Origin of the sequence: Paenibacillus sp. NRS-1782, from assembly GCF_050467685.1 — a bacterium.
Taxonomy (GTDB): domain Bacteria; phylum Bacillota; class Bacilli; order Paenibacillales; family Paenibacillaceae; genus Paenibacillus; species Paenibacillus terrae_A.
Genome location: NZ_JBITPH010000064.1, coordinates 21750 through 44203, shown reverse-complemented (window position 1 = coordinate 44203; position 22454 = coordinate 21750). Strand labels below are relative to the sequence as shown.

General features: G+C 47.9%; 21 protein-coding genes. 2 read left to right on the top strand and 19 right to left on the bottom strand.

From position 1 onward, the window contains the following. Positions 1 to 10 precede the first annotated feature (10 nt). The 8 genes from ACIFQM_RS23165 to moaA form a co-directional block, all read right to left on the bottom strand. The gene (locus tag ACIFQM_RS23165; RefSeq protein ID WP_044647337.1) at positions 11 to 358 is read right to left on the bottom strand and encodes a DUF2294 domain-containing protein; all 348 of its coding nucleotides are present in this window, start codon (positions 356 to 358) and stop codon (positions 11 to 13) included. Positions 359 to 547: 189 nt separating this feature from the next. Further along, positions 548 to 1213: a molybdate ABC transporter permease subunit gene (gene modB, locus ACIFQM_RS23160; protein ID WP_430066200.1), complete on the bottom strand. Its 666-nt coding sequence runs from the start codon at positions 1211 to 1213 to the stop codon at positions 548 to 550. A 27-nt stretch (positions 1214 to 1240) separates the two neighbouring features. Next, on the bottom strand, positions 1241 to 2062 hold the full coding sequence (modA, locus tag ACIFQM_RS23155) for a molybdate ABC transporter substrate-binding protein (protein ID WP_430066198.1): 822 nt from the start codon (positions 2060 to 2062) through the stop codon (positions 1241 to 1243). A 76-nt stretch (positions 2063 to 2138) separates the two neighbouring features. Next, positions 2139 to 3224 (bottom strand): thiazole biosynthesis adenylyltransferase ThiF, encoded by a 1086-nt coding sequence (locus tag ACIFQM_RS23150; protein WP_430040879.1) that lies wholly within the window; start codon positions 3222 to 3224, stop codon positions 2139 to 2141. Further along, positions 3217 to 3936: a molybdenum cofactor biosynthesis protein MoaE gene (locus tag ACIFQM_RS23145; RefSeq protein WP_430066196.1), complete on the bottom strand. Its 720-nt coding sequence runs from the start codon at positions 3934 to 3936 to the stop codon at positions 3217 to 3219. The genes ACIFQM_RS23150 and ACIFQM_RS23145 overlap by 8 nt, the downstream gene beginning before the upstream one ends. Positions 3937 to 3993: 57 nt before the next feature. Then, on the bottom strand, positions 3994 to 4242 hold the full coding sequence (locus ACIFQM_RS23140; RefSeq protein WP_283652616.1) for a MoaD/ThiS family protein: 249 nt from the start codon (positions 4240 to 4242) through the stop codon (positions 3994 to 3996). A 30-nt stretch (positions 4243 to 4272) separates the two neighbouring features. Further along, complete coding sequence (gene fdhD / locus ACIFQM_RS23135; RefSeq protein ID WP_430066193.1) at positions 4273 to 5085, bottom strand: formate dehydrogenase accessory sulfurtransferase FdhD; 813 nt, start codon at positions 5083 to 5085, stop codon at positions 4273 to 4275. 40 nt (positions 5086 to 5125) lie between these two features. Next, complete coding sequence (gene moaA, locus ACIFQM_RS23130) at positions 5126 to 6139, bottom strand: GTP 3',8-cyclase MoaA (RefSeq protein ID WP_430040864.1); 1014 nt, start codon at positions 6137 to 6139, stop codon at positions 5126 to 5128. Positions 6140 to 6731: 592 nt separating this feature from the next. Between moaA and fdhF the strand changes: the two genes are divergently transcribed. Both fdhF and ACIFQM_RS23120 read left to right on the top strand, forming a co-directional pair. Beyond that, entirely contained in the window at positions 6732 to 9674 is a 2943-nt protein-coding gene (gene fdhF / locus ACIFQM_RS23125; RefSeq protein WP_430066191.1) for a formate dehydrogenase subunit alpha, read from the top strand. Between the two features lie 13 nt (positions 9675 to 9687). Continuing rightward, positions 9688 to 10170 (top strand): DUF1641 domain-containing protein, encoded by a 483-nt coding sequence (locus tag ACIFQM_RS23120; protein ID WP_430040862.1) that lies wholly within the window; start codon positions 9688 to 9690, stop codon positions 10168 to 10170. 373 nt (positions 10171 to 10543) lie between these two features. Here ACIFQM_RS23120 and ACIFQM_RS23115 read toward each other — a convergent pair whose 3' ends face one another. The 11 genes from ACIFQM_RS23115 to ACIFQM_RS23065 form a co-directional block, all read right to left on the bottom strand. Next, on the bottom strand, positions 10544 to 10825 hold the full coding sequence (locus tag ACIFQM_RS23115; protein WP_430040861.1) for a hypothetical protein: 282 nt from the start codon (positions 10823 to 10825) through the stop codon (positions 10544 to 10546). A gap of 153 nt (positions 10826 to 10978) precedes the next feature. Next, positions 10979 to 11332 carry a hypothetical protein gene (locus ACIFQM_RS23110; RefSeq protein WP_044647347.1) on the bottom strand — a complete coding sequence of 118 codons (354 nt, stop codon included), beginning with the start codon at positions 11330 to 11332 and terminating at the stop codon, positions 10979 to 10981. A 126-nt stretch (positions 11333 to 11458) separates the two neighbouring features. After that, positions 11459 to 12460 (bottom strand): 2-keto-3-deoxygluconate transporter, encoded by a 1002-nt coding sequence (gene kdgT / locus ACIFQM_RS23105; RefSeq protein ID WP_430040860.1) that lies wholly within the window; start codon positions 12458 to 12460, stop codon positions 11459 to 11461. A 48-nt stretch (positions 12461 to 12508) separates the two neighbouring features. Beyond that, on the bottom strand, positions 12509 to 13516 hold the full coding sequence (locus ACIFQM_RS23100) for a tripartite tricarboxylate transporter substrate binding protein (protein WP_430040859.1): 1008 nt from the start codon (positions 13514 to 13516) through the stop codon (positions 12509 to 12511). Between the two features lie 130 nt (positions 13517 to 13646). Next, positions 13647 to 16091 carry an AraC family transcriptional regulator gene (locus ACIFQM_RS23095; RefSeq protein ID WP_430040858.1) on the bottom strand — a complete coding sequence of 815 codons (2445 nt, stop codon included), beginning with the start codon at positions 16089 to 16091 and terminating at the stop codon, positions 13647 to 13649. A 199-nt stretch (positions 16092 to 16290) separates the two neighbouring features. Next, positions 16291 to 17955, bottom strand: a complete 1665-nt coding sequence (locus ACIFQM_RS23090) for a methyl-accepting chemotaxis protein (protein WP_430040857.1) — start codon at positions 17953 to 17955, stop codon at positions 16291 to 16293. A gap of 28 nt (positions 17956 to 17983) precedes the next feature. After that, on the bottom strand, positions 17984 to 18988 hold the full coding sequence (locus tag ACIFQM_RS23085) for a BMP family lipoprotein (protein ID WP_430040856.1): 1005 nt from the start codon (positions 18986 to 18988) through the stop codon (positions 17984 to 17986). A 186-nt stretch (positions 18989 to 19174) separates the two neighbouring features. Beyond that, positions 19175 to 19765, bottom strand: a complete 591-nt coding sequence (locus ACIFQM_RS23080) for a restriction endonuclease (protein ID WP_430040855.1) — start codon at positions 19763 to 19765, stop codon at positions 19175 to 19177. A gap of 167 nt (positions 19766 to 19932) precedes the next feature. After that, complete coding sequence (gene aspA, locus ACIFQM_RS23075) at positions 19933 to 21342, bottom strand: aspartate ammonia-lyase (protein WP_430048357.1); 1410 nt, start codon at positions 21340 to 21342, stop codon at positions 19933 to 19935. Between the two features lie 310 nt (positions 21343 to 21652). Then, complete coding sequence (locus ACIFQM_RS23070; RefSeq protein WP_430040854.1) at positions 21653 to 21835, bottom strand: hypothetical protein; 183 nt, start codon at positions 21833 to 21835, stop codon at positions 21653 to 21655. Positions 21836 to 21948: 113 nt separating this feature from the next. Next, positions 21949 to 22350, bottom strand: coding sequence for a VOC family protein (locus ACIFQM_RS23065; protein WP_430040853.1), 402 nt, complete (start codon positions 22348 to 22350; stop codon positions 21949 to 21951). Positions 22351 to 22454: the final 104 nt, after the last annotated feature.

The following is a 22454-nucleotide window of genomic DNA, read 5'->3' as shown; positions in this document are numbered from 1 at the left end:
CTCCTTCATCCTATTTTGCAACAATCGTATCCTCAAATACAAAAACAGAAATAGCTATATCTTCCTCCACCTTAATATCCGAAAAAAGGTGCAGCAGTCGGGAATCCATGTAATCCTCCAGTTCTTTGTTGAACTGTACGGGATAGATTTTTTGAACCATTTTGGTTCGGGCTGCATGCACCATCTCTTTCCCGGCAACCTCTTGTGCCAGAAACTTTTCAGAAGGGGTTAAATTACCGTACAGCATCGTGATGGCCATGTTATCTACAAAGGTTGTATGTATGCGTTCCGGGCCTTTTCCAAATAGCTCTTTACGTACTTTGCGAATAATTTCGTTAAAACCTGTTTCCTTTCTCATATCGCACCGCTCTCCTAAATCTACTAAAATCCTTGTTACTATTTCCATCATAACCGATTTCTCTCATATAAAACAGAGATCGAAGGAAAGTGATTTTTGGAACATGCTTTGTGATATATGCTGAACTTAAGCAAATAAAACACAGCCTGCCCATCGGCAGACTGCGTAGGTTTCATACTCTATAGCGGGCTAATCCCTCACCAATCGGTTTGAAAGCATCAACATGATAAAAGAGAACAGTATGATGACGGCTACCCAGCTCCAGGAGAGTGTCATATTCCCGGCCTCGGATGCGGTGTAAATCGCCGTAGACAGGGTTTGGGTCTGTTCGGGAATGTTACCCGCAAGCATCAGCGTAGCGCCAAATTCTCCTAATCCCCGGGCAAATCCAAGAATGTATCCCGAGATAAGCGGGCGGTAGGCGAGAGGCATCGTGATGTAGCGAAACACTTGCCACTCGTTGGCGCCTTGCGCGCGTGCAGCCTGCTCTACCTCGGGATCGACGGCTTCAAAGCCTGCCTTGATCGTCCGATAAGCCAGTGGAAAAGCCACAACTACAGCTGCCACCACCGCAGCTCCCCACGTAAATACAATCGTCTGCTGGAACAGGCTTTCGAAGGCTGTACCGATCCAGCTTTTCCTCCCCAGCAGGATGAGCAAAATAAAGCCAACGACCGTGGGGGGCAAGACGAGCGGAAGAAGCAAGACCGTCTCGATCACGCTGGTTCCCCTCCGCAGCTTGCAGTTCGCCATCATCCGAGCCACCACGGTAGCTAACAGAAATACAAAGATGCTGGCGACAACTGCGACTTTGACGGATACCATAACCGGAGGAAGTAAAGCTGACCAATCCAACGGGACCCCCTCCTTTATAGATGGATGCTATTTTCCAGTCGTTTCTGTAGGAGCTGAAAATCCGTCCTTGCTGAATACGCTCATCGCTTCATCCGTACGCAGAAAATCGAGAAACTCACCAGCTTCCTTGCTGTGTTTCGTTGCTTTTACAATACCTTCTGGATATAGAATCGGAGCATGCAATTCCTCAGACACTTCCAGTGCAACGACTGCTTTATCGGATGATTTGGCATCCGTCAGGTAGACGAGTCCCGCATCGACGTTGCCTGTTTCCACATAGTTTAATACCTGTCTTACGTCCTTGGCGAATACCAGCTTCGGCTCCAGCTTGTCCCATAGTCCGGCTTTCGTCAGCGCTTCTTTGGAATATTGTCCAGCAGGAACGGTAGTTGGCTCCCCGACAGCTACTTTCAGGAAGGACGGGCTTGTCAGATCATGGAGTGTAATGCTTTTGCTATCCGTGCTTTTCGACTTATCCTGTGGAACGACTACAACCAGTTTATTTTGGAGCAGTATGCTATCCTTTTCTACTAAAGAAGCATCGGTCAATGCCTTCATTTGCTTCATACCTGCCGAAATAAATACGTCAGCGGGTGCGCCTTGCTCAATCTGTTTTTGCAATGTGCCAGATGAAGCATAGTTAAAGGTAAGTTTGATATCCGTATGCTGCTTTTCATACTGGTCCTTGAGTGTATTCAGACTATCCTGAAGGCTCGCTGCGGCAGATACGATGATCTCTGTTTTTGGCGCAGACTGTGTCGGCTGTACAGCAGCCGAAGACGAGCAACCAGCCAGCACCCATGCCAACAATCCAACCAACGTGAATATGTACCCGATTTTCATTTTCAACTTACTCTTCCCCTGTCCTATAAATTCCGAAATGGGTCTAACGATGTACACCTCATAACGGTTCAACTCTATTGGGTCAGCCCAAATATTTGTGAACAATAGATCTCGCCTCAGCAATATCCTTGGTGCCATGGATCAGAACGCGTCCATCCTGAAATAGAACCAGCCGATGCGCTCCAATCACTACGGATACCAGATATGGATTATGCTCAACTTTGCCTCCCTGACGGGACAGTAGACGCGCCGCTTCATTCAGATCGCGCACAGCACCGGAGGCAGGGCGGATTTGAACCGTATCACGTCCACACAAAACAGCCGACTTGGATTGATACTCCGATTGTAAAAAAGGATACACCGGATGCTCCCCACACGTTGGGCAGTCGGCTTTCTTCATGGCGCTGATCTGGATCGCCTGATGCTGATTGTTCCACAGATCAAAGGAAATCAGCTTGCCTTGCAGCGCTGAGTCGTCCCCGGTGAGGAGCTTCAGTGCTTCGGCGCTTTGGTAGGCTGCCACCATCTGTACAGCCGGGCTAATCACACCCACCGTATCGCAGGTCGCGCCGCCTAGCGGTACGGTTCCGAGCAGGCAATACAGGCACGGTGTCTGTCCCGGCACGATGGTAAAGGTCGTCCCGTAGCTACCTACACAAGCCCCGTAAATCCAGGGAATTTGGTGCTTGACCGCGTAATCGTTCATGAGCAGGCGTGTATCAAAATTGTCAGTGGCATCTACGATGAGGTCCACACCTGCTGCAATCTCGTCGATTTCCTCCAGCGATACGTCCCGAATTAGCGCGCGGATGTCCACGTCGGAATTGACTTGCTGCAATCGCTTCTGTGCTGCCACCGCCTTCGGCATATGATCACGAGCGTCCGCTTCATCGTAGAGCTGTTGGCGTTGCAAATTGCTCCAATCTACATAATCGCGATCCACCAGCGTCAGTCGCCCGATGCCCGCTCGCACCAGCATGTCCGCATTAGCGGTACCCAGCGCTCCAGCCCCAATGATAAGCACGTGCTTGCTGCGGATATGTTGCTGTCCGGCCGGCCCAATTTTCGTAAACAGCTCTTGTCTCGAATATCGGGCATGAGACGCGTGCGGCTGCGCTTCTACTTCTACATCGACGTCCATGTTCTGATCCTTCTTCATTTCAGACATCGTGATTTTTCGCCCCATGAGGGTTCCAACCTCCTAGCTGATGCCCCTTCCATTCCGAGCCGTCCTCCCACACTTCCTTTTTCCAGATCGGCACGATTTGCTTCAAGCGTTCAATCGCACGGCGGCTGGCTTCGTAGCAAGTATCGCGGTGTGCAGCAGAAACAGCAATCACAACGCTCGTCTCTCCAATCCTCACCGTACCCAGCCGATGTGTAATCGCCGTACGTGTAGACGGCCAACGCTCTGCAATCTCGTCACCAATCTGCTTCATCGTGTTCATCGCCATCGGGACATACGCCTCATATTCCAGCAACACCGTACGCTGACCTTGTGTATATTCCCGAGTCGTTCCATTAAAGGTCAGGGAAGCTCCATGGGAGGGGTCCTGCACCTTCGCGGTCACCTCATCGGCATCAATCGGATCGTACGTAATCGCAAACAAGCCACATGGCGAAACGACCGTTTCCATCCCTGGTGCGGACTGAAGAAGCGTGATTGTATCTGATGGATGTATTAGTTCCTCTGGAGAAGCCAGTTTTTTATTATTCGTAAAAAAAGAACCTTGCAGCTGTGAAGCCGCTTCCGAATATTGCTCATTCAGCTTTTTTCGAATATCTGCAATGGTCACTGTTTCCTGCGGAAACTCCAGCGTGATCACGGATTGACCAAGCTGCTCTGCCATACCCGCGAATAGTTGAATACGGTATTGCATAACCATTTGACCCCCCTCTGCACCTATCCTATCGAACTCGCTTAGCCTATATCGAATTTACCCTCCTGAAACCGGGGGAATGATCGCAATTTCGTCAGCTATACTCACCAGATCCTCCGGTGCGGCATAAGCCTGGTTTTTGGCAACAAAAGAACCCCGCAACTGCGCGGCTACTTCTGGAAAGCGCTCGGATAGCAGGTCTTTTAACGCGGCAATAGTCATCGTTTCCTGATCGGTGGGTACTGTGATGATGGGCCCGCCCATCTGCTCCGCAAGGCCGGCAAATACTTGAATATGATATTTCACTTAACATGTTCACCCCCAAAAATGTTCACATTATATTTTAGATTCAACCAGTTCCTCAATCCGCTGGGGATGCGTATACACATTCAGAGAATGACTTCGTATAAAACCTACCGTGGTAATGCCCAAATCCTCTGCCAATTCAAGCGCAAGTTCTGTCGGAGCCGACTTGGACAACACCACTTCACAGCCAATCTTGGCGACCTTCAACAAAATTTCAGACGAAATGCGCCCACTGAATACAATGATTTTATCTTGTAATACAATATCATGTTTCAAGCAATACCCATAGATTTTATCCAGCGCATTGTGGCGGCCAATATCCATTCTCGACAGGATGATTCCGTCCTTGTCACACAGTGCGGCATTATGGACGCCTCCCGTCTCCTGAAACGTGTGAGCCGAATGTTGCATCAAATTCATCAGCCGGAAGCAGTCGTCAAAAGACAGCATGACATGGGTGTCGTTCATTCTTTTTGCCACTTTGGCATCATTCATAAAGTAGAAGCCCTGTCTGCTTTTCCCACAGCAGGAGGTAATGTACCTTTTGGAGTGAAAGTTTTGATAGAACTCATTCATCCGCCGGGTTTTAATATGAACAAAGCCTTCTTTTTCCTGAACCCAAATATCTTCGATATCATCATACCGTTGAATGACACCTTCCGAGGCCAAAAAGCCTACAGCCATATCCTCCACATACTCCGGTGTACAAACCATGGTGGCAAATTCCTGCTGATTGATTTTGATCGTCACCGGATGCTCCGTCACCACAGTGTCCTCATCACGCTTGATCTGACCGTCACGATAACGGAGAATCTCGCGTTTGACCTCAGCTGGCTTTTCCATGTGCTCCACTCCCTTGTTTTGGGCAGGCTGGCGTTTCGGTTCACCCGCCGATGTGTGACATTTCAATTTTGGATGCTAATTGCTGCGTATGGTTCAGCCGTTCCTCCGAATAGCGGTCTGTACGCCCTCTCCACACCCGCTCCATGTAAGCTCTTATCTCGTCATCGGACTGTTCAGAACGTAACATCCCCCGCAGCTCGTACCCTTGAGAAGCAAATAAGCATGTGTACAAGGAGCCTTCAGCGGAAATCCTCGCCCGTGTACATGTGGAGCAAAAGGCATCTGTAACAGACGAAATAATGCCAACTTCCCCTTCGCCGTTCTGATACCTGTAACGCGTCGCTACCTCACCTTTGTAATGGGGCGGGACAGGCTCCAGCGGCATTTGCTTATGGATGGCTTCGATGATCTGCTGCTTGGAGACGACCTGATCCAATTTCCAGCCATTGGTGTTACCTACATCCATAAACTCAACAAACCGCAAAATATGCTTTTTCTTTTGAAAATAGTCGGCCATGGGCACAATATCCTGATCGTTGAAGCCCTTTTGCACAACCATATTGATTTTCACCTGCATTCCCGCTTGTGCTGCCGCATCAATACCATCCAGCACGGCTTGCACGCTGCTTCTTCCCCCGTTCATCCGACGGAAGCGATCATCATCGAGCGAATCCAAACTGACTGTCACTCTCTTCAATCCTGCCTCTCGAAGCGTCGCTGCATATTTAGGAAGAAATACGCCGTTCGTCGTCATCGCCATATCTTCAACTCCTTCGAGCTGAGTTAACGAATGAATGAGCGAAGCCAGGTCCTTTCTCAGCAACGGCTCGCCGCCCGTAATGCGCAGCTTGGTAACTCCCAGAGAGACAAAAATACGGGAAAGCCGGATAATTTCCTCAAAGGTCAATATTTTTTCTTTTGGCAAAAACGGATAGTCATGGCCAAAGATTTCTTCCGGCATACAATACCGACACCGAAAATTACACCGGTCTATGACGGATATTCTCAAGTCCCGTAACGGACGATTCCATTGATCTTCGCTCCGGTTCGCCATCCCGCTCACCTCAATCCGTCTTCAATTCATTTTATCCAGAACCAAAAAACCGACATCACAACAAATCCTTCGCCATCGAACACATCGAAGAATCTGCTAAATGCCGGTTAATTTATCTACATCAGGATTCTACGAATCCTCACATCATGTGATATAGAAAAATCAAGCTAACAAGCGCTGCGACAAATAAAGTATACGCGATTCCCCACGCACACTCCATTCACGAATGCTCTGCAATAGATTACATTCTTATTGTTAGCAATCCTCGAACGTTTGTCAATGCTTTTTCGTTTTCTCAAACGATAATCATTATCAATTAAAATTTTAATAATGTACCATTGAACTATCTTAAATTTTACGTTATAGTTACACCTGATGACATGCAGAAAATGACATATTCAGGTTATTGATATACAAGCGGTGTGTACCGTCTGTTATTAATACATACGCATATGGCGGATTGGCCTCCAGGACCTAGAGCTTGGTCACTACTCCACCATAAACACAAGTGCTTCATCACGAGCACTTGTGTTTATGGTGGAGTTTTTTTATTTCTAATTTTTACATTTCAAATCTGAAAGGAGTCTGAACCGTGATTGATAGTACGATCAAAATTACATTAAACGGACAGGAACTGAAGACCAAAGATAGCACAACGATTCTTAAAGTCATTAACGAAAACAATATCGCCCATCCCCAACTATGTTATGTTCCCGAGGTCGATCCGATCCGCACCTGTGATACCTGCATCGTGGAAGTTAACGGCAAGCTCGTTCGCTCCTGCTCCACACTTGCTGCGGACGGAATGCATATTCAATTAAACTCGGATCGCGCCAAAGCAGCCCAAACAGAAGCCATGGATCGGTTGCTGGAAAATCACCTCCTCTACTGCACCGTATGTGATAACAACAATGGTAATTGTTCCTTGCATAATACGGCAGAGCTTATGGAAATTGAGCATCAAAAATATCCATATCGGCCCAAGGCTGATCCGACGGAAGTCGATATGTCCCATCCGTTTTACCGTTATGACCCGAATCAGTGCATTGCCTGCGGCCAATGCGTAGAGGTATGTCAAAACCTTCAGGTCAATGAAACCCTGTCCCTCGACTGGGAAGCAGAACGTCCTCGCGTCATTTGGGATGATGGTGTTGCAATTAACGATTCCTCGTGCGTCAGCTGCGGTCAGTGTGTAACGGTCTGTCCTTGTAACGCCTTGATGGAGAAATCCATGCTGGGTGAAGCAGGCTTCATGAGTGGCATGGAGAAGGACTTGTTAAATCCGATGGTAGATTTAATTAAGGAAGTGGAGCCGGGCTATAGCGGTATTTTTGCCATTTCCGAAGCAGAAGCAGCGATGCGTGAAACCCGTACGAAAAAAACCAAAACCGTTTGCACCTTTTGCGGCGTAGGTTGCAGCTTTGAGGTTTGGACCAAAGGCCGCAAAATTCTGAAGGTACAGCCTACTTCTGAAGGACCTGTGAACGGCATCTCGACATGCGTTAAAGGGAAATTCGGCTGGGATTTTGTGAACAGTGATCAACGTTTGACTACCCCTTTGATTCGCCAAGGTGACGAATTTGTAGAAGCGACCTGGGAAGAAGCATTAAGCCTGATGGCCAGCAAAATGGGTGCTATTAAAGAAACGTATGGCGGTGAAGCGCTCGGCTTTATTTCCTCGTCCAAATTTACGAATGAAGAAAACTATCTGATGCAAAAGTTGGCGCGTCAGGTATTCCAAACGAATAACGTCGATAACTGTTCGCGGTATTGCCAATCCCCCGCCTCATGGGGGCTGCAACACACTGGAGGCATTGGCGGCGACAGCGGTACGATTAAAGACATTGCCCAAGCAGGTCTGGTCATGCTGGTCGGCTGTGCGCCGGGAGAAGGACATCCGGTGCTGGCTACCCGTATTAAACGTGCGCATAAGCTGCACGGTCAAAAGCTGATCGCGGTCGACCTGCGCAAGCATGAAATGGCGGATCGTGCGGACCTGTTCATTCGTCCAAGGCAGGGTACAGATTATGTATGGTTATCCGCAGTAACCAAGTACATCATTGATCAAAACTGGCATGACGCAGCATTCATTGAAGAGCATGTAAACTTTTATCCCGAATATTTGAAGTTGCTGGAGAGCTTCACCTTGGAATTTGCAGAGCAGGAAACGGGCATTTCCAAAGAAACGCTGATTGAGGTCGCGACTATGGTCCATGAAGCCGACGGTACTGCCATTTGCTGGGGCATGGGTGTGACGCAAAACATCGCAGGCTCCTATACGTCTATTGCAATTGCCAACCTGCTGCTGGTGACCGGAAACTTTATGCGTCCAGGTGCAGGCGCGTATCCGCTTCGCGGACATAACAATGTTCAGGGTGCTGCTGATATGGGTACGATGCCGGATATTTTTCCGGGTTATCAGCCTGTCACCAACGATGACATTCGTGCCAAGTTCGAAGCGGCCTACGGCGTACAAATTCCAGGCCAGCGCGGACTGGACAATATCCAAATGCTGGAGGCCATTGAGACAGGTGAGCTAAAAGCCATGTATATCGCCGGAGAAGAAATGGCGTGGGTGGATGCGGACTCCAACCATACACAGGAAATGCTGGCGAACCTGGATTTCCTCGTCGTTCAGGACGTATTTCTGAGCAAAACAGCAGAATTTGCGGATGTCATTTTGCCAGCCGTACCTTCGCTCGAAAAAGACGGAACCTTTACGAACACCGAGCGTCGTGTACAGCGTTTATATGAGGCGCTCAAGCCTGTAGGAGACAGCAAACCGGACTGGTGGATTTTCAGCCAATTTGCCAAGCACATGGGATTTGATTGGAGCTACAGCCATCCAAGTGAAATATTTGAGGAAATGGCATCACTCACTCCATTTTTCTCCCAGTGTAATTATGACGTATTGGAAGGCTGGAACAGCTTCCACTGGGGATCGCCGGATGGCAGCAGCACACCGCTTTTACACACCAACGGCTTTAACTTCCCGGATAAAAAGGCGCGTCTTGGTCTTTTCGAATATGTACCGCCTAAACAATACCCGGCTGAGTTCGATCTGACCTTAAACAATGGTCGACTGCTCGAACAATTCCATGAAGGAAATCTGACGACCAAATCGCCGGGTATCCAGCTCAAGCTTCCAAGTGTATTTGTGGAGGTGTCGCCGGAATTAGCCGAGGAGCGCGGAGTCAGGGACGGATCGCTGGTTCGTCTGGAGTCGCCATATGGTGCCGTGAAGCTGCGTGTTCTCGTCACCGACCGGATGCAGGGAACCGATGTCTACGTACCTATGCACTCCAGCAGCCATGACAGCGCCGTGAACCTGTTAACTGGCGGAGCATTCGATGTAATCACCAACACACCGGCTTATAAACAAAACAAGGTACGAATGCACATTTTGGAGGTAGATGGTCAAAATCCGCTGCCACGTATCAACCCTCGCTACAAAAAGCGTCATCCGCAAAATGGGGTTGAAGTAGATCGGAAATGGAATCGCCCCGGTTACGTCGACCTGGTGGATCAAAAATAAGGAGGTCAGACTCATGGCTAAGCCTATTTCAATCGTGCGAAAACGTGTGTTGACAGAAGAAGAACGACAAAAGCAATCGCTGGATCAGCTTACTGCTGATCTGGCGGACAACGGGGCGGCGTTGCAGAAGACGCTCGAAATTGTGCGTGAGCTGCATGATAGCGGTCTTCTCGAAGCGGCTCAGTCTATGCTGAAAGCCAAGGAAAGCATCGCCAAAATTGCTGTAGGACAAGCGACGCGCAAGCCTGTTACGAATATCATTAATAATCTGATGGGAGCAGCCGGTATGCTGTCCGAGGTAGACCCCGAGCAGATGAAAAAGCTGGTAGGCAGCGTCACTTCCGGCCTGAACGAAGCGGAAGAGCATTTAAAACAGAACAAAAAGATCCGCCTGCGCGATCTCATGAAGGCCATGAACGATCCGGATGTAAACCGGGCGATGGGTTTTGGCATTCATTTTCTCAAAGGGCTGGGAAAAGGCTTGTCCGATAAGTAGCTGAACATAGCGTAGAGGTGGATACAGAGTTGGAGGTTCAGCTTCCACTTCAAACGTTCCTTTATAATACGTATCGGTTTTACTTTCGGCAGGTGCTTAACGGCCAAGGATAACAACAGTAAAAGAGAGCTGGCCCCACCGCAAACGGGAGTCAGCTCTTTTCTTCTTCCTTTGATAAGTCCCCTTACAATCGAACCTCCCTGCCTTGTCTCTCCGTCAAAAATTGCAACAGCCAAATACTATAATTGATAAAAACCAGCGTAAAACTAATGACCGAAAACAGCGGAATTGTATGTAAAATGGTAGCATAAACGATCCAAATCAACAGAACCACCAACAGACAAATACGGAGGATTGTATTGTTGTTTGTTTCCTAGGGGAATAGCACTGTTTTCACATGTATAGAGTAGCCGTTACGATGAAGTAGATGAGCGAAAATTAGGAGTTGTAGAATGAGGTGAACAACAAAAGCAATGAAGGCAAACACGATACCCGCGGCAAATAGAGCAAGTCCATTTTCCAGATCAGAAAATTCGTCCGTAAGCTCCGGTAACTGCCACATCCAGTACAACATGAATCCATGACAGGAAGCCAACGCAACTAAAATTGAGAAAACATATAAAAATACTTTACTGACAGCAGTCTCCATGTTCAATGTATACTTCCTCCGTCTCAACCAACTTTTACTAGAGTACGCCACTCCAAAGCTATCACGCAAATTGGAAAGGCGAAAAAGGCTATTCGGACGCATACCGAATAACCTTTCTGAGGCTACAGCACTTTGTAAAGTAACGCTATGATCTACATTTTATTTTTTATCCACCTGTAATAGGGTCACCGTTTTGAGAGAAACAGCATCTTTTAATTGCTCCTCTGCGATGACCTTGAGTTTAAGCAAACTGGCAATCTTCGAAGTATCCGGTTTGGAAAACAAGCGCCATAGCTGCGGATCAGGTAGTGAATCATACAGCTTGGTATGGTCATATTCCTTACGGTGCTGCTGTACAACTTTAACCCGATAACTGCCAATTTCCCAATCTGCCACTCCCTGCTGTGCACAATGAGCTGTAATGTCATTACGCAAATCAGTCAGTTCACCCTCAATTTCTTTTTGCTTCTGCTTTAACTGATAGTAGCGACGCACCTTGTTTTCCAATTCCATCACGCTCCTCTGCTTACATATGTATGTTTGCAGTAGCGTTTTAGGACAAGTTTGTGATGTTAGGATAGGAGACGTATCTGCAAAAGCATTTCCCGGGTAATGGAGAGACTAAAGATCATCCGAGCTTTATTTAGGCACATTGGCACCTGGGTTTACAGGCCCCGCTCCCTTGGATTTTTCCTTATGTTTCATATATTTGGCCCAGTAAGCCGTGAGAATAGGTACCAAAATAGAGGTAACGATGACCGAAGCAGCAACTAATGCTGTTGCTGATTGCGCTACTGGCAGAAATTCTGGCTTTATATTGGCCACAATGACCGGATTCGCTACCGCTGCACCTGCCGTGCTGGAGGCTGCGATTCCCGCAGTGCCGTTGCCACCGCCGATATATTTGTCCGCCAGGATCAGCGGAATGCCTGTAATGATAATAACGAAAATACCTAATATTATTCCGAGCAAGCCGGTTTGAACAATCACACTCAGATCAATGGAACAGCCCAGTGCAAAACCGAAGAAGGGAATAAGCGCATGCGTAGCGCTACCAAAATATTTACGGAAATCGTGATCCAGATTCCCCAGCATGAACCCGACCAGAAATGGTAATACCGCCCCCACAAAGGCCTGCGGCTCAAAAACAGCCAGTCCGGTACTGCCCAAAATAAGCATGGTCACTAATGGACCGGATTCCAGCGACATCAGTACGAATGCCCCCGCCTCTTCCTTGGAACCATATTGCTGCATAATGGAGGCGTATAGCCCGCCATTCGTCATATCCATGGAGGAAATCAGCGCCAATACCGACAGTCCGGCAAAAAGCCCGCTTTCCACGCCACCAACGGGCAGCAGTTTAGACGCAATGATCGCCACCACCCAAGCGACTGCAATTTTAGTCAATACGAGTGTACCTGATTTACGCAATACGGTACCTGTAGCTCGTACATCAATCGAAGCACCCATACAAAAAAACCACACCGCCAAAATCGGTACCGTCCCCGTCATTAGCCCCTTGGTGAACGATCCAAAGTAGTCTCCGGACCAAGGCATAAAAGTATGAACCAATGCGCCTATAAACAGCGGCACCAGCATAATGCCCCCTGGAATTTTATCAATGCGTTGTTTGATTTTCATAGCTTCATTCAACCCTTTCGTCTTTGCCAGTGCAAAAACAAGGCCGTTTTACTTGCGGCTCAAGCCAAGTTCGGGAATTAGGCTTGCGAAGGTGTCATGGCTTTCCTTCAACTGTCGTGCGAATGCTTCAGCATCCTTAACACGCAGCCCCAATCCATGCCTACGCATTTCTTCCCTGAATTCCTCCTCTTTCGTCCCCTTGATCAGTGCGTCCGCCAGGGTTTGAGCAATCTCATCCGGCGTATCCTTGGGCACAGCCAGCCCTCTCCAAGTCCCGATAAAATGTACACGCAGCCCAGTAGCCTGCTGTAACGTCGGCACATTTGGAAACGCTTCCGAAATGCTATCTGCCTGTATCGCCAGTATGCGTAGCTTCCCTTGGTCCACATCCTTTTTCACTTCCGCAGGACTGACCGGCACAGCATCCACGAAGCCGCTCATCAACGCTGAAACGGCTGGCCCTGCTCCCTCATAAGGGATATGGGTAAAGCGGACTCCGCTTTTTTGCTCCAGCATCGCAGCAGCGAGGTGCCAGATGCTCCCTGTGCCTGCATTGCCCATTTTCAGCTTGCCGGGATGAGCATGAGCGTCCTCCAGAAATGCTTCGGCCGTCGTCCAGGGCGCATCCGCTCTAACCGTGATGGCAGAAGGGTCCATATTGGTTTGGACCAGCGGTTTAAAGCGCTCATAGGTGAGCGGCAGCAGTCCCAGATGTGGCAGTGTGGTCAGCTCCGCAACCAGATACGTTACAGTGTAGCCGTCCGCCTGCGCCTCAGCCCCTTCCATCAGCCCGACCGAACCGCCTCCACCCGTCCGGTTAACGACGATGATCGGCTGACCGAGATGCTTTTCGGCGGCTTTCGCCAATGCTCTTGCCGTGATATCCGTCCCGCCACCCGCCGCATAAGGAACGACGAGGGTAATAGGCTTCACAGGAAATGCACCACTGTGGTCATGCAAAGCGTGTTGATCCACATATTCACTGATACTCAAGGCAGAAAGAAAAGCCACTCCCGCCGCAACCAGCACATATTTTTGCCATGGCTTGTTCTTCATTACGTTTCCTCTTTTCCGAAAAATGAACTGGGCCAGTCACGCACCCGTTTTCACCCCCAGACGTTTTCAGCCATGATTTTTGCGTTTACATGAAGTCAATGTACCGCAACGCAGGGGGCACAGCTATCGCTTAATCTTCGAATTTATCTTCCAAATCCCCAAAATGTCGACCTTTTGGCGGATCTGCATATCCATTGGAACATCTGTTTATTTCCCTGAATTTCCCAGGTGTCACTTGTTTATGTTTGCGGAATACACGGATAAAGCTGTTTTCATTCCGGTAGCCGACCTGATCTGCAATCTCTGCAATTTTCAGATGTGTTTCACACAGTAAAGCGCACGCTTTTTTCATTCGCAAACCAGTCAAGTAGTCGTATACAGTGCAACCTGTCTCTTCCTTGAACATACTGCTCACCGATGACACGCTCATATGGACCTGATCTGCAATTTCCTGAAGCCCGATATTTAAATGCAAATGATGTTGCATGTAATCCATCATCTCCTGTACACGTACAAACTCCTTGGACTGTCTGTGTCCAATAAGCTCTTCCTCGATATCAGCCACAATCGAAAACATTTGCTTCTCCATGTCTGGAAGATCAAGCGTCAGAATCTGATTCCAGTGGTGATCTACCAGCTGATCTGGCGGCGTCACACTATGAGTCATGCACCATTTCAGCAATTCCTCCATCAACTCATGTACAGACAAGTAAACCTGCATCGGGGAGGTCCTGTGAAGACGAAGTTCTTCTCCCCATTGACTGATCAGCTTTATACTTGCTCCGGCTTCCTGTGACTCTATGGCACGAATGATTTCCACATTCCGGTTTCCCACCGCTGATGAGACGTGAGCGCCCTCCCCTATGCTGTAGGTACTCATATGCGAACGTCCATATCCCTCATACAAACGCAGACCAAGGGCTTCTCTCCCTGTTACAAAAGACTGACGTGCCTCATAGATATCCGAGAATATATAACCAATTCCTATAGAAATAGTCAGGGGAAGATGCTCACCCACAACCTGAATCAGCCTGTCTGCGCTTTTGCGGAGCAGAACACTTTCTTGGACATTGGCTTTGGCATTGGCATCAGCATCAGCATCAGTCTCAGTCCTAGTCCCATCTACAGCTTCATCCTCGTGCTCACTGAACTGTAGCAGTACAACGAACCCGCTTTGCTCCTCTGGCGCGCTTACCGCCTTCCAGTGAGGTTCAAGCCATTCCAGCAAAATATTATTCAGCGCATATTTGAGCAGCATTTTATCTTCCTCTGGAAAGCTTGCTGCCCAAGTAGAATACCGATCAATCGACACGATCATCACAGCCAAAGAGCTGCCGTCCCAATCGGAAAAATACTGTTCCCATTTCATACGCATTTCCTGTATGCCCATTCTACGCTGGATGACATCTTCAATATATTTGGAACGCAGCTCGGGTAAACTTCGCTCCACCACAAGTGATTTGCGATGGAACTCCCCAACCAGCTTGCCAATGACCGGCTCCAGATCATACAATCCACCTTGACGCGTTCCTTTGTAGCCCGAATTCAGTAGGCTATTAATTCTTTTCATAGGGCGAAACGCCGCATAATTGTAATAGTAGACCGCTGAGCAACCCGCCAGTATAGAAATAAAGGCCAACCACAACATCATGTTGCGGGCCAGCTTAACATGCTTCAGCAGCTTGTCCATAGGAACAAGTGACACCAGACGCCAGCCCGTCACATCGGAAAAAGTCTGGTTCACCATATACTCCATCCCCCCTACCTTCACATAAGCATAGGGGCTCACATCCAATTCTTTCAAAACCCTGTCCATTTCGTTTAAGGGCACTGATGATTTTAACTTGGGATAGATCAGTTCGCCCTCCAGATCGTACACATATTGCGAGTTGGATAAATGAATATACAGCTTGGAGAAAAAGCGGTCGTAATCCAGATCGACCAGCACCGCACCGATGACCTGCCCATCCTTTACCACGGGTCTTGCCAGCGAAAGCAGTTCTACTGTTCCATTTTCATGATTCGTGCCGTACCATCTTCGCTTAATCAGTAATGGCTTCCTTTGAATGTCCCGAATCCAGGGAACCCAAGTCGTATCCGGCGCTTGGTCCCAATCGGACAAGTAGCCGTATTCGCTGGATACGAGAGCATGATTTTCAAAAGAAATAACTTCAGCCGAATGAATCTCTTCATGCGAAGAAAGGGCTTTCAAGTATTTTTGAAGCCGTTTGATAACGGAAGCGTTGTTTGATTGCGATTTTTCATCCGTTTGCAAACGTGCAAATGCCTCAACATCCCGGGAATAGGCCGCATCCAGTGCCTTATTATCGGACTCACGAAATGCCCTATTAGTCACATCCAGATTAATTTGCAGCAGTTCTATGTTTGGTGTGTTTAATTCGGTATCCAAACCCTTGCGGTATCCCGAATACGATAGCAAGCCGATCACACTAATAATGAGTGATACGCTTAGTGTGAGCAGCAGAATCAGCCTTGTCTGTTTATTTTTCAGGATTAATCGAAGCTTTAATCGTAGCATTCCCGTAACTTCATCCTTCCGGACTTCGTTTTCCATGATCTCTTGCCAACAACGTGTGTGCTAACATATACTCCCTAAATCTATTTGACGTAAGATGTGGAATTCCCTGCCTATTTAGCTCTACGGAGAGTAATAAAATATGGATATTATTATAAATCGTTAGACGCTTTTCAAAAAAAGAAGAAGCCTCCCTGCATGGGTAAGACTTCTTCTTCGGGTGTTGGTTTTATGTTGCTTATCCTGTTTTTTCCACCTGAAAACGATCCAGCTCTCGTTGCATCTCCTCACGAATCTGACGAAGCTCTTTCACCTTCTCTGCCGATTCCTCAAAGGAACGCTTCTGTTCCACCGTAGAGGCGGTAATTTCCTCACTGCCTGCGGCGGATTGCTGGGTAATCGCGCTAATGTTCTCAATGGCTTGCTGTACCTGTACACTCAGTTCCCGAGATACATTCATATCCACCGACAGCTTGCTGACTTGGCTGGCAATTTGCTGTACTTTGCCGCTAATCTCCGTGAACGATTCCCCGGTAGACGAAGTTGCCTTCTCCTGCTCACGGAACAGTCCCTGACTTTGCGCCACAGAGTTCTTCACCTTATTCATAGCCTGCGTAATGCCCTCGACAGCGTTATAAATTTGCTTCACAGCCGACTCCGATTGATTCGCCAGCTTTTTGACTTCATCAGCAACGACAGCAAAGCCTTTTCCAGCCTCACCCGCACGCGCAGCCTCAATTGAAGCATTCAAGGATAGCAGCGACGTCTGACTGGCAATCTCGGATACATAGCCGGTCATGATTGTAATCTCGGCTGCATTGGCCTCCAGCTCCATGACCGTCTGCTCCACCTCAGACATCGCTGAACGATTTTCCGCTACAATGCGTAGCTGATCGCTCATCACACGCGCACCTTGCTCAATGACACGCAATGCGTCTTCGCTATATGTAGAGGACTGCGTGGTTTCCAGTAAATTCGCTTCAAACTTCTGCTGCATCTCATCCACAACGCCAACGGTGGTCGACAGATCCTCGGCAATCTTTTGACTACCAATCGCCAGTTCCTCTGTTGAGGTGCTAACTTGCGTCACAATTTCCTTCATGGCCACATTATGCTGGTCAATATCCCTAGCCATCAGATCAACACGATTCCCCGACTGGTCAATAGAGAGCACAATGTTACGCAAGTTCCCGATCATGAACCGGAACGATTCGTTGAGCTCGTCCAGCTCATCACGTCCCTTCGTTTGCGCAAGCTGCACCGTCAAATTTCCATCGGCAATTTGCTTCGCGGCATCCGTCAATTTGCGGGTTCTAAGGGCAAGCTGCCTGGATGTATATGTATTATATAGTCCCACCGCCACTAGAAGCAGAACAGCACCTGCCAAGGCCAATTGCCAAGTAAAGCGGATACTCTTGGTCAATTCCTCTGTATATTCGTCATAACGCGTCTTCGTTAGAATATCCAGCATGAACACATCGTTCTGGATACCCTGTACACGCATCGCATTACGTTTGGATTCAGGGCTGCTTCCGTTGCTCATCGCTTTATCCGTCGCAGCCTTCAATTCGCTGAATTTGGTTTTAACGGTATTCAGACGCTTTTGCTGCGCTTCGGTCTGCATCATGCCTTGCGAAAGCAAAGTGATCGTTTTTTCCGCCTGTCCCAGTTGGTTTTGCACATCCGTTTTATTGCTCTCTGTCATGGAAGAAGAGTAGTTTTGCAGCGCCTGTCCTGACTGAATCAAATAAGCATTGAGCTGCTGTACATTCAGCATAGCTGGAACGAGACTACTGCTTTGCGAGTTGATACGGATCAATTGAAAAATAATATAGGCCACTAAAGCCAGGCATGCGATCAGGGAAACCATCGCGTTAAGCACCAGTTTACCTTGCAGTTTCATCAGGAATCATCCTCCGTTTTACGAAAATTTATTGGGTGGGCACAGTAAGACTGCCGGACTTGACCTTTTCCTTCAAGTCATCCAGCAGCTTTTGCTGATCCGGGTTCAATGTCAAAACACGAATAGGCGCCAAACCGATGCCTTCTTTCGCAAGACCGAACACCATATTCTGGTCCGTAAATTTTCTTTGATGATCTGCAAAGCTTTTGACTGCTGTATAAATGGCGATATCCACATTTTTAATCATCGAGGTCACTACTGCTTTTTCCGCAATGAAAAACTGGTCGCTGTCGACCCCGATTGCGAACTTTTCCTGCTTTTGTGCCTCCTGTAACGCACCTACACCTGTAAGACCGGCCGCCGCATAGATCACATCAATTCGATCCCGATTGATCATATCGCGTGCAATCTCCGAGCCCAACTCCGCCTTGCCGAAATCTCCCGCATACGTAGCGGTAACCTTGGCATCAGGCTTAACGGAGCGAACCCCTGCCAGATATCCAACCTCAAACTTTTTCAACAGCGGAGACTCTACTCCCCCGATAAAGCCTACGTGATCGGTACGGCTCGCCATTCCTGCAATGACCCCTGCCAAAAAGCTGCCCTCTTCTTCTTTAAAAATAATGGAAGCCACATTCGGTAAATCGGATTTTTCATCTACAATTACAAATTTAAGATCCGGATATTTTTTCGCAACGGTTTCCAAACTTTCTTTCACCATGTACCCCAGCCCGATAATCAAATCGGCTTTTTCTTGAACAAGCTGTTCAAAAGCAGCATCATATGTTTTGGTCTCGGAAATTTCCCGATATTCAAAAACGATTTTCCCCTCGTCCCGTGCCTTGACCAAACCCCGAAAAGCCGCGTCGCTATAAGACTGATCACCCAGACCAATATCTGACAGTACAATTCCTACCTTAATCGGTTGCGCCTTGGTTTGTGCTGCCGGCTGTCCACATGCACCCAGCAGTAAAGCAAAAATAGTGACAATGGGAACCCACCTCAATGTTAATAACTGAACCTGTTTCTTCATGACATATCACCTCAGCATAATTTGCAAATCCCCAACATCTTTATATCGGTTATAAAGTCATTTTTTTTCATAAGATTTTCTGTAAATTCATTGTAAACAGAGTCTCTTATAAGTACGGCATCATGTTAAAAATAAAAGGGACTGAACTTCCAGGCTTCATCTCGCCGCCTAGTAAAGTCCCTTTTATCATTTGCTCCTGCTCCATTTGGAGGCAATCACGTCGGCTTTGCTTTCTAATAGATCCATGACCTCCTCACGGCGTTTAGCCTTGAACCAATCCATCATGTCCACCAAGTCGTTGCGGTCCAATAGCTTAACTCCGTTGACAGCAGCGAGTGTTTTACAGGATTCCGTGTAGCGCCCGGAAGTGATGACGACAGACTTGTCAGCGGCATAATAACGCATGGAGGTATAAATTTCCTGCACTGCGCCCAAACCGACCGGATTTTGTACTGCATAACGCTTGGCCTGAATCACGACTCTGACCCCTTCACGGTCTGTGAACACCAGATCCGCTCCAAAATCCCGGCTACTGGTCGTTTTGTAAATGTCCTTATAGCCAAGCGCAGATAACAACCGTTGCAGATAAAGCTCAAATTCCGAGCCATCCTCCATGCGGTCTATATCCTGAATCCCAATTTTTCGCGGGTCCAGATCACGTAAAATCCGATTTCTGCGCCGACGTATCAGTCCTCTGATGATGAGTACAAGTAACAGTAGTAGTATAATGAATCCTATTCCTAATTCCTTATATGCGGATAATTGCTCCAGCAGCATTCCTCTTCCCCTTTTCTACAATAGGCGTGCAGCGGTCGGTGTATTCTCCTTAGCAGGGCATTCCACATTTCACGCTGACACCGTGTTACACAAGGACAGCCCCGCCGGATTCGACGGGGCTGTCTTCATTTTGCCTCAATGCTGCCTGCATTCTAAACTCCGCACTATTATTCCCTATTCAGCAGCGACTCTCCGGCAATACCCGGCTGAGTCATTTGATACGGGTCCAAAATAATGTCCAGTTCTTCCTCAGTTAGCACATTATACAACAGACACAACTCGCGTACCGATTTGCCAGTTGTAATCGCCTCACGGGCGATGCGTGATACGACCTCATATCCGAGGTGGGGATTGAGCGCGGTAATAATACCTACGCTGTTTTCGACATATTCACGGCACCGCTCCACGTTCGCTTCAATTCCGTCCACACAATGAATGCGGAAAACATGAAAGCCCTGCTTCATAATTTCCAGCGATTGCAGCAGGTTGTAGACAAGCACAGGCTCCATCACGTTCAACTCTAGCTGACCAGACTCGGAAGCGAGACAGATCGTATGATCATTTCCAATGACCTGAAAAGCAATCTGGTTGATGACCTCACACATGACCGGATTTACTTTACCCGGCATAATGGATGAACCCGGCTGACGGGCGGGCAGGCTCAGCTCTCCGAGACCGGCACGCGGCCCTGAGGCCATCAGGCGGATGTCATTTGCTACTTTGGACATGTTCATCATGCAAATTTTTAACGCAGCAGACACTTCCGTATAGGCATCTGTGTTTTGAGTGGCATCGACGAGATTTTCGTCAGCCTCCACAGGGAAACCACTTATTTCCGCCAGCACCTCGGCGACACGCTGAATATAACGGCGATCCGCGTTCAAACCAGTGCCAACTGCAGTTGCCCCCATATTGACTGTCAGCAAATGCTGCTTCGTGGCACGGACACGTCCGATATCACGACCCAACACACGCGCATAAGCCTGAAACTCCTGTCCCAGTCGGATCGGTACTGCATCCTGCAAGTGGGTTCGTCCCATTTTAATCACACTGTCAAACTCTTTCGCCTTACGGGAAAACGCCTCCTGAAGCTCGCTCATGGTGACCAACAGCTTGTCAATCATACTTAGAACAGCCAGATGGACAGCCGTTGGAAAAGCGTCGTTTGTCGATTGTGCCATGTTGACATGGTTGTTGGGACTGATCTCCTGATAATCTCCACGCTGCTTGCCGATTAGCTCCAGCGCCCGGTTCGCAATTACTTCATTTGTATTCATATTAATGGACGTGCCTGCGCCGCCCTGAATCGGATCGACGATGAAATGGTCGTGCAACTGCCCTTGAATAACCTCGTCAGCTGCCTGAATAATGGCCTCCGCCTTAGGACGATGTAAGCGGGTCAGCTCCATGTTTACCGTTGCTGCTGCCTTTTTGACGATCGCCATGGCTTTAATCAGCTCAGGATGAAGCCGTTGGCCGGTAATTGGAAAATTCTCTTTTGCCCTCAGTGTTTGTATACCGTAATAGGCGTCTGACGGCACTTCCTTGGTACCTAGAAAATCATGCTCCAGCCTCATATTCTTCGATTCCTCCGCTATATATACTACGATCTTCAATCCGACCGCCGAATTGGCATCAAGATAACCTTTAGACGATCTCCACTTCATTATACGTTCTCATTCCCTTACTTTTCCAGTCAAATAGTTAAAAAAGCAAATATAATCGTATAACAATCTATTATTACCTGTATATGTCTCCGTTATTCGTCAAATACTCAGCCACGGCTCAGGTACGGATTAAGTGGTTTTCCGCACGGTGAGCGGCGTTGGCCTTAGTAGCCAGATGAAGCTGCACAGTCCCCACAAGCACGCCGTCCTTCTCCGCAATCTACAGGACTACACCGTCCTGAAGGACGCTATTCCAATAAGTTGCTGCTTCCTGATAAGCCATTGGCGGTAAAAATCCAATAGAAGCACCGTCCGCCACCACATCGATCAACAACCGGGTCAGTGTATCTGTCAGTGCATCGTTCAGAGCTTGAACGGGATAGACTGCTATTTCATTAGACATGGTGATTCCTCCCCGGTGATGTTGATAATAATAAAGAAAGCAAACCATCCTTTAAGGATCGCTTACTTTCCATGGTGTTACTTTAATTTCTGTATGTCTGGCTTTATTTCATCTTATTGCTCTGCCATATAAAAGAGCTCCCACAGGTGCCCATCTATATCCTGAAAGCTCCATCCGTACATAAAGCCGTGATCCTGAGGTTCGTTTGAAGGCTTGCCGCCCGCTGCCAGAGCCTTGTGGACAATTTCATCCACCTTTTCTCGACTCTCCACCGATAAGGCAACAATCGCTTCTGTTGTTTTCGTTGCATCCGAAATTTCTTTTGTAGTGAATGCTTTAAAACGCTCTTCAACCAGCAACATAACAAATATTTGCTCACTGACAATCATACAGGTTGCATGCTCATCGGTGAACTGCGCGTTAAATTCAAATCCGATTGCTGAGAAAAAATCAATGGACTGTTGCAGATTTTTTACTGGTAAATTCACAAAAATTTGTTTGGCTGTTACTGCCATGACATTTCACCTCTTCATCAGTTATAAAATCAAATTTTCATGCTGCTTCTCCAACAAAAGATAACTTAACTACCGTAGAAAGTCAATCAATCTGACATTTCAAT

Excerpts from the sequence above, each read along its gene's own strand:
- ACIFQM_RS23165 (WP_044647337.1), bottom strand. The coding sequence starts at position 358 with ATGAGAAAGGAAACAGGTTTTAACGAAATTATTCGCAAAGTACGTAAA.
- ACIFQM_RS23065 (WP_430040853.1), bottom strand. The coding sequence starts at position 22,350 with ATGGCAGTAACAGCCAAACAAATTTTTGTGAATTTACCAGTAAAAAAT.
- ACIFQM_RS23090 (WP_430040857.1), bottom strand. The coding sequence starts at position 17,955 with ATGAAACTGCAAGGTAAACTGGTGCTTAACGCGATGGTTTCCCTGATC.
- ACIFQM_RS23070 (WP_430040854.1), bottom strand. The coding sequence starts at position 21,835 with ATGTCTAATGAAATAGCAGTCTATCCCGTTCAAGCTCTGAACGATGCA.
- ACIFQM_RS23100 (WP_430040859.1), bottom strand. The coding sequence starts at position 13,516 with ATGAAGAACAAGCCATGGCAAAAATATGTGCTGGTTGCGGCGGGAGTG.
- ACIFQM_RS23150 (WP_430040879.1), bottom strand. The coding sequence starts at position 3,224 with ATGTCTGAAATGAAGAAGGATCAGAACATGGACGTCGATGTAGAAGTA.
- moaA (WP_430040864.1), bottom strand. The coding sequence starts at position 6,139 with ATGGCGAACCGGAGCGAAGATCAATGGAATCGTCCGTTACGGGACTTG.
- ACIFQM_RS23085 (WP_430040856.1), bottom strand. The coding sequence starts at position 18,988 with ATGAAGAAACAGGTTCAGTTATTAACATTGAGGTGGGTTCCCATTGTC.
- aspA (WP_430048357.1), bottom strand. The coding sequence starts at position 21,342 with ATGAGGCTGGAGCATGATTTTCTAGGTACCAAGGAAGTGCCGTCAGAC.
- kdgT (WP_430040860.1), bottom strand. The coding sequence starts at position 12,460 with ATGAAAATCAAACAACGCATTGATAAAATTCCAGGGGGCATTATGCTG.
- ACIFQM_RS23145 (WP_430066196.1), bottom strand. The coding sequence starts at position 3,936 with ATGCAATACCGTATTCAACTATTCGCGGGTATGGCAGAGCAGCTTGGT.
- ACIFQM_RS23080 (WP_430040855.1), bottom strand. The coding sequence starts at position 19,765 with ATGCTGCTGGAGCAATTATCCGCATATAAGGAATTAGGAATAGGATTC.
- ACIFQM_RS23095 (WP_430040858.1), bottom strand. The coding sequence starts at position 16,091 with ATGGAAAACGAAGTCCGGAAGGATGAAGTTACGGGAATGCTACGATTA.
- fdhD (WP_430066193.1), bottom strand. The coding sequence starts at position 5,085 with ATGGAAAAGCCAGCTGAGGTCAAACGCGAGATTCTCCGTTATCGTGAC.
- ACIFQM_RS23110 (WP_044647347.1), bottom strand. The coding sequence starts at position 11,332 with ATGGAATTGGAAAACAAGGTGCGTCGCTACTATCAGTTAAAGCAGAAG.
- ACIFQM_RS23120 (WP_430040862.1), top strand. The coding sequence starts at position 9,688 with ATGGCTAAGCCTATTTCAATCGTGCGAAAACGTGTGTTGACAGAAGAA.